6 protein-coding genes are annotated in these 7,323 nt (G+C 26.8%); all 6 read right to left on the bottom strand.

Features of this window, described 5'->3' with window-relative positions:
* Positions 1-1,279, bottom strand: a 1,279-nt coding sequence (locus tag NSA58_RS12965) for a DUF2812 domain-containing protein (protein WP_257560537.1), incomplete at its 3' end; no start/stop codon positions are given.
* On the bottom strand, positions 1,266-1,592 hold the full coding sequence (locus NSA58_RS12960; RefSeq protein WP_039679608.1) for a PadR family transcriptional regulator: 327 nt from the start codon (positions 1,590-1,592) through the stop codon (positions 1,266-1,268). The genes NSA58_RS12965 and NSA58_RS12960, both read right to left, overlap by 14 nt.
* A gap of 24 nt (positions 1,593-1,616) precedes the next feature.
* On the bottom strand, positions 1,617-2,378 hold the full coding sequence (locus NSA58_RS12955; RefSeq protein WP_052232970.1) for a DUF2812 domain-containing protein: 762 nt from the start codon (positions 2,376-2,378) through the stop codon (positions 1,617-1,619).
* A 274-nt stretch (positions 2,379-2,652) separates the two neighbouring features.
* Positions 2,653-3,201: a LemA family protein gene (locus NSA58_RS12950; RefSeq protein WP_074078783.1), complete on the bottom strand. Its 549-nt coding sequence runs from the start codon at positions 3,199-3,201 to the stop codon at positions 2,653-2,655.
* A 42-nt stretch (positions 3,202-3,243) separates the two neighbouring features.
* Positions 3,244-5,643, bottom strand: coding sequence for a DUF2207 family protein (locus NSA58_RS12945; protein ID WP_074078782.1), 2,400 nt, complete (start codon positions 5,641-5,643; stop codon positions 3,244-3,246).
* Positions 5,644-5,753: 110 nt separating this feature from the next.
* Positions 5,754-7,323, bottom strand: a 1,570-nt coding sequence (locus NSA58_RS12940; RefSeq protein ID WP_257560536.1) for a PAS domain-containing sensor histidine kinase, incomplete at its 5' end; no start/stop codon positions are given.

Genomic DNA, 7,323 nt, shown 5'->3' with positions numbered 1-7,323 from the left:
TACTAAAATCTATACTACCAGAAACTGAAATCACTCTATCTTTGTATTTAAGTATGTACCCACTATTGTATTGATTATCTTTGTATACTTGTAAAGCATCCCAATTATTATCTTTAACTTCATCATACTCGTAGTATTTATATCTTTTTAAATAAGATTCAAAAGTTTTATCAATTATCCAATCATACTTACTTTTACATATTTCATAATCAAAATAATATCCGCTACTTTCATCATTGTATTGTTCATCCATAGCTTCCCTATCATCATATTCTATATCATAATTCATCTCATCATAAGAGTAAGTATAAGAACTTGCTAAAAAAGACTGTGAGCTTTCAAAATATAAATATTCCTTTTTTGTCTTCATATCTATAAAATCATTTATGGTCATAATAGGAGTTTTATTCTCATCCCTCACATAATTAATCATTTCTTTTCCTGATAATATAATATGAGTCGATATAAATATTCCAATGGCACATATAAGAACGCCTAGTATTCTACTTGTTTTCTTATACTTTTTAAGTACTATAATTATAAACCTACTTATACAAATAGATAAGAATAGTATAAAAATAGCTAGATATATATAACCTTTATCAATACCTAAATCTCCCATCAAACTAATAAACATTAAAGCTAAAATGCACATATATAGTTCTGAAAAAACAGCATTTACTTCAAATTCTTTTAAAGTTGGATAATTTATATTTTCACCCAATTTAAAAGCTCTATTAGATTTTAAATACCATAATCCATCCTTTATTGTAAGAATCAAAGCACCCATAATAATTATACTTAGTGATATCATTACAAATAAAGCACTATTACTTGATATCTCACTAAAGAAGCCATATCCATATTTTTCACCACTAGATAAATTAAATATCATTAATCCAATTAGAAAAATATTATATAATACGCTTCTCAGAATAGATTTTCTAACTTTTTTTAATACTATTTCTTCATCAGTTTGTATAGGTGTAATGTCTTGGTCTTTAGTATAAAAAATGAAATATTTATTATGTTGAAGTAAATGCATCCATCCTGTTGCTTCACAATATTCTATATATTCATCCTTCTTAGCATCTGTAAATATGTCTACTGTAAACTTGATTTTTTGTGATTCTCTCTTTTTAAATACTAAAAATCCACACACTATATCATGTAGTATCCATCCTTCCAATGCTTTTTCTTCCAAGTACTTTTCCAGTGCATTACATTCATGCTCTCTTATAGTAATTAATTTAATAAATGTATTTTTACTTATTCTCATAATTTTCTCCCATATAATTTTTGCCTTCATCAACCATTGACTTAAGTCTTATATATTCTTCTTTTAAAGCTTCATATCCATCTTTTGTTATTATATAACTTCTTTTTCTACCTTCTACTGCTGTTTCTTTTATCATTCCCGAACTTTCAAACTTTCCAAGAAGTGTATATAAAGTCCCTGGACCTACAGATATTCTACCTTTAGAAATTTCCTCCACCTTCTTCATAATGTCTACACCACAACATTCACTTGTAAGTGACAATAATATATAATACATGGGTTCTGATAGTGTTTGAAATTGCTTTCTAGCCATTTATACCACCCTTACTAAAATATTTTAATCTTTAATTATTCTAAATGCTTTACTTACAGATATAACTATTAACAGTAAAACAAATCCTGTATATACATAAGTATTTAAATATCCCAAGTCTCCCACTAAAGCAATCATTACTATTATTAGCGTACCTATGTATAAATTCAAAAAAATGCTTTTTACTTTTAACGCCTTAAGACTTGGATAATTAGCATTTTCATTCAAGCTTACTAATTTTTTAAATTTGAAATACCATAAACCACTTCTTATAATCTCAATAATTGGACAAATAGTAAACACTGCACAAATAAGAATCATAAATACGTAATCATTGCCATATATTTCTTTACTATATTCTAAATTTGGAACAAAAAAAGTATTATAAGCATTATTCACCATAGAAAAAGAAATCCAAATATATATGAATGTATTTATAGCCATAGCTCTTCCCACTTTTGTTAATACAATTTCTTCATCAGTTTGTATAGGTGTAATATTTTTATCTTCTGTAAAAAATATAAGATAATGATTTGTACTACATAAATGTTGCCATCCACTAGCTTCACAGAAATCTATATACTCACCTGTCTTTAGATCTGTAAATATATCTACACTAAACTTATAATCTTTTGGTTGTGATTTTTTAAATATAAAAAAACTACAACTTATATCATTTAATATCCATCCCTCTAATGCTTTTTCTTCCAAGTATTGCTCTATAGCTTCACATTCATTTTCTTTAAATGTGATAAACTTTACAAGTGTATCTCTTCCTGTTCTCATAAAATTCCCCCAAATATTTTTAAATTTATATTCCTCATTTTATGATTAAAGCATTATGTCTATATATTAAATATCGATACACGATATTTTTACTTAAATAGTAACATCGTGTATCGATATTGTCAATTATATCCAATTTATTTATTGCTAACTTTAAATATAAATTATTTTATTACTTATATTTTCATGCAAAAAAGTCATTGGGGTTCTTCTTTCCAATGACTTTTTTATCTAATTTCTATTCTCTAATTTTATTTTTTTCCTATCTCTAAAGTTAAAATTTAACTTGAACATTTTGTCTTTCTTCTATATTTTCCAATTCAAAGAATGGTTCTTCCTTAAACTTAAACAAACTAGCAATTATACAACTTGGTACCTTTTGAATAACCTTATTAAGATTATTTACTGTTCCATTGTAATATCTTCTTGATTTTTCTATCTCTAATTCTATATTTTGTAATTCTTTTTGTAAATTTATAAATTGTAAATCAGCCTTTAAATCCGGATAGTTTTCAGAAATCATTAACAATCTACTTAAGGCATTGGATAATTCACCTTCATATTTTGATTTATCTTTTGGAGAGCTTGAAATTGCGTTTCCTCTGGCCTGTATAACTTGTTCCAATGTTCCTTTTTCATGAGTAGCATATCCCTTTACTGTCTCTACTAAATTTGGTATAAGATCATATCTTTTCTTTAAAAATACCTCTATTGTGGAGAATCCTTCTTTAACGTTCATTCTAAGTGATACAAGTTTGTTATATGTCGCAGCACCCCATATTATTACAACTCCTGCAACTACTACAATAATAATCCCCATCATTGTTACACCTCCATTTATTTTAAACCTTATATTAACTAAGCTCTACCAGCTTGAGCCACCGCCACCGCCAGAGCCTCCTCCACTAAATCCACCACCACCAAATCCTCCTAAACTACTTGAAGAAGATGTATCTATATATTGACTTGCCGTGGATTCCACTTTATTCAAATCATTTACAAACATGCTTAAAGCCATATAATTATTTAATGGATAATAAGTATCATAGTAAGATGGTTGTTCCATAGAAACATCTCTAAACTTATCTGCCCATATTTTAGTAACTCCAAGAACTTGCGCATAAGGAAGTGTATTGTAGAAATACTCTGGATCTTCTTCTATCAAAGCTTCTAATCTATCTTTTTCTGCTACTTCTATAAAGTTTCTAAATCCTACAATCTCTCCTAATAACTCTTTTCCATAATCACTCCTTCTCGGAACACAACTACTTAAGATATTTCCAATTAGAGATACTATTATACTGACTATGATTATTAAAGCATCTAAATCTGTGAATAAAAATGGGAAAATTATCATAATTAAATATATGAAGCTAACAATAACAATACTAGCTATTTTCTTATTTTTTTTCATTAATCCATGTCTTTTTTTCAACAGCATATAAAAAATCAAATAAAATACTAAATGTATAATTAGTATGAATATGCTAAACATAACATATCCCCCTACAGAACCATGATCCACCTCTCTAGCTACCATCATACATGATATTATAGGTATTGCTGATATTATGCTTAATAAAAATCCTCTTATTTGCGAAGAGCTATCTCTCAATTTATTACTACCTTTAAATTCTTCTTTAACACTTTGTGTTGCTTTACTTACTTCCTCTCCAAAATAAGTTTTTAATTTTTCACCAGTTACTCTTCTATCATTTTCATATTTAAATAAGCTATTAAACAATTTTTTTTCATAGTATTTATGATTACTATCAATATCTTTTAATTTTTCTATGGTGAACTTATCTTTTTCTTTCATAATAATTTTTATATATCCTTTACTTGCCCAGTAAAATAATAAAGAAGTCACTTGAGAGTTACTAATACTTTCATTAAAAGCATAGCCCACTTCTGCGCTATTCATATGTCTTGGCGGGTAGAATTCCACCACTGGTGTTATAGGATTTTTATCTTTGAATCTAAAAAATAAAAATGTAATTATAAGTAAAAATAATGGTAATCCAAATTTAACTATGTTTGCAGATATGGGTAAAGGTCTTACAAATAGACTTTCGTCTATCTGAAGATTTAGTTTTACATCTTCTCCCACGTATATTGTATTTTTGTTTGTAAATACCACATTTTTATCATTTTTATCTAAGTTAAATCTGTCTGTACCTAAATTTGCTCCCTTCTCACTAAAGTCCACAGTAGCATCATTTATGGCAAATGGTGAATTTAGATCTACTTTAAGATTTTCAATTTTTCCATCTAGATGAGGGCTTACTATTTTAAAAACAATATCATCACTAAGTCTAGGTTCAATAGTATAAGTTACTTTAAAATTATATTCATTCATTTTATTATCTAAGGTAATAGTCCCATCTTCTTCATTGTAGGATACATTTTTATCATCCACACTCATATCTAACAAATAGAAATTTTCACCTTTTATCATGTCTAATAAGTCGATTGTAAGTGACTCTTCCCCTGTATAATCTTTGTTCATTTCTATTTGGAAATTACGCTGAATTTCATATTTTTTATCATCTGTTATATTAATATTTATTAATTGATTTCTAATTGTATATGGATATTGTTTTACTGGAGCATTTTTAAAAGCTCCTTCATTTAGCATTGCATTTACTGTGACTGACTTATAAGGTTGTATATTTTTTATTGAATTGATATAAATTTTATTGTTTTCTACTTTATATTTAACATTTATAGAATCGTTACTACCATACTCACCATCTGTTACATTTAATTTTTCTAAATTTGCTTCTTTTGGATAAGTTATAGTTGATGTGAAATTTTCAATATTTGTGTCCCATTGATTTCCTAAAACGTTTAAATAAATGTAATCTCCTTCGGGTCTTTCTTCGTTGTAATTTTCTATGGTGTATGTAATTTTATAAGTTTTATCTCCACTTATAGTTTCGTCTTCATCACCTATTTTTATTTTCATGTCAAAAGAATCTTCTATCTCATAAGGTGCTCCTTCTACAGATACATCTTTAATATTATAATCTTCCAGTCTTGTAGATGTGGGAATATTTCTAATGATTCCATGGCGATCTTCATTGAAATATACCTCTATAGTTTCTGTTATTTTGTATTCTCTTTTATCATTAACATCCACATTTACATCCATATTTTTTATATAATAACCATCATCTTGTTCTGCATAAGCTTTAAAAGTAATTAGATTTATGAACATTAACATAAAAATCAAAAATAACACGTTTGTTTTGAACCTTCTCATCCATTCCCCCTCTTTCAAATTTATTTCACTATAAATAGTAACATAGTTCAAATCTATGGTATATCTTTTTTGAATTTCCCCTCAATTTTATTATTTTTCACTTTAACTTTCTAATTGTATATATCAGAAAATTCTATTTTACATTTTTCTATATTAAAATTGTTTTTTTCACGTATTATAGAAATATTTTTTTTCTCATCGTCAGCTTTTAAATTTTTGGGCATAGAAAAAGTGAACATAGACCCTTCATATTCTTCACTTTCAACATTTATACTGCCTCCATGAAGTTTTATTATTGATTGAACAAGATATAATCCTATTCCACTACCTTCACACTTTTGTTTATAATTAGTATTCGCTTGTCCAAATCTGTCAAATATAACTTCTAGTTTGTCTTTTGGTATTCCTTTCCCATTATCTTTAACGCTAACAAAAATAAATTCTTTATCATCTCTTATATTAATTAATATTTTTCCATTTCCATCTGTTGTATATTTAATAGCATTAGATAATAAATTTAACATTACTCTTTCTATTGCTTCTGGATCACATGCCATAATAACTTCTTCACAATCTGTATCAAATATAAGCTCTATATTTTTATTTCTTGCATATTCAGCTACAGATAAGCATATATCCTCTATAATATTAACTATATTATTGTTACTTAGGTGAATATCATAATACCCTATATCCATTTTATTAATATCCATTAGATTATTCACTAATTTTAAAACCCTGTAAGAGTTTTGTCTTATACTTTTTAAGTATCTAACTAAATCATCATTTGATATTGCAATGTTATTGTCAATTCTTTGCTGCATAACTTGCATTGTTCCTAAGATAATGTTTAGAGGTGTTTTAAACTCATGAGATAAGTTAGTGAAAAAGTCATTTTTCATAGCTTCTAACTTTACTCTTTCCTCTAGATTTTTCTTCATTTTTTCTTCATTTACTTCATATGTAATATCCTTACCCGTAACAATATAAGCATTACTTTTTTGTGAATACTCTATATTCCAATAAATCCATTTATAAGTTCCATCTTTACAAAGATATCTTGCTTTTGCATTAGCTTTTCTTTTCTTTGAATTATGTAAATATTCATTCAAATGCTTTATAACTTTTCTATCCTCTACATGAATATTCTTATATATATCTCTATTTAACAAATCTTCCTTACTCCAACCTAACACCTTAGTCCAACTAGAACTTATTTTCAGTAGTTTGCCTTTTACATTATATATGGAAAATAAATCTATAGATTTATCTAAATAGTCATCAAGCTCATTTTCCATTATTATTCTTTTTTTATTTTCTATCATTATCTCCTTATTTAAAATCCACCCTCTAATAATTATTGAAATTAGTTTACATGCACCAAGAACCAAATCAGAATCCACATTTTTGCATACGTTTTCTGGGTCATATGTAATATTCAAACTTCCTATAAATTCATCATCTGCAGAAAGTTTATAGCTTCTAAAAAAGTTCTTATCATCAAACTTTTCAAGTTCATTATAATTAGCTCTGTTGGCATTTATAAAATCACTAACTCTATTTACAGGATATAATTCTATTCCTCTCAAATTTACTGTTTCTAGTTGTTTTTTAGCTATATTAATCTCAGTATATTTACTAATATATTCTTTTCCATCCCCTAATCCTATATATGGAATT

Source organism: Terrisporobacter muris (genome assembly GCF_024621905.1).
In the GTDB taxonomy this organism is placed as follows: Bacteria; Bacillota; Clostridia; order Peptostreptococcales; family Peptostreptococcaceae; genus Terrisporobacter; species Terrisporobacter muris.
Note: the sequence above shows the minus strand (reverse complement) of the source record. Positions and strands in the feature narration are given on the sequence as shown.

Coding starts and splice junctions, on each gene's coding strand:
- NSA58_RS12960 (WP_039679608.1), bottom strand. CDS start 1,592: ATGGCTAGAAAGCAATTTCAAACACTATCAGAACCCATGTATTATATA.
- NSA58_RS12955 (WP_052232970.1), bottom strand. CDS start 2,378: ATGAGAACAGGAAGAGATACACTTGTAAAGTTTATCACATTTAAAGAA.
- NSA58_RS12950 (WP_074078783.1), bottom strand. CDS start 3,201: ATGATGGGGATTATTATTGTAGTAGTTGCAGGAGTTGTAATAATATGG.
- NSA58_RS12945 (WP_074078782.1), bottom strand. CDS start 5,643: ATGAGAAGGTTCAAAACAAACGTGTTATTTTTGATTTTTATGTTAATG.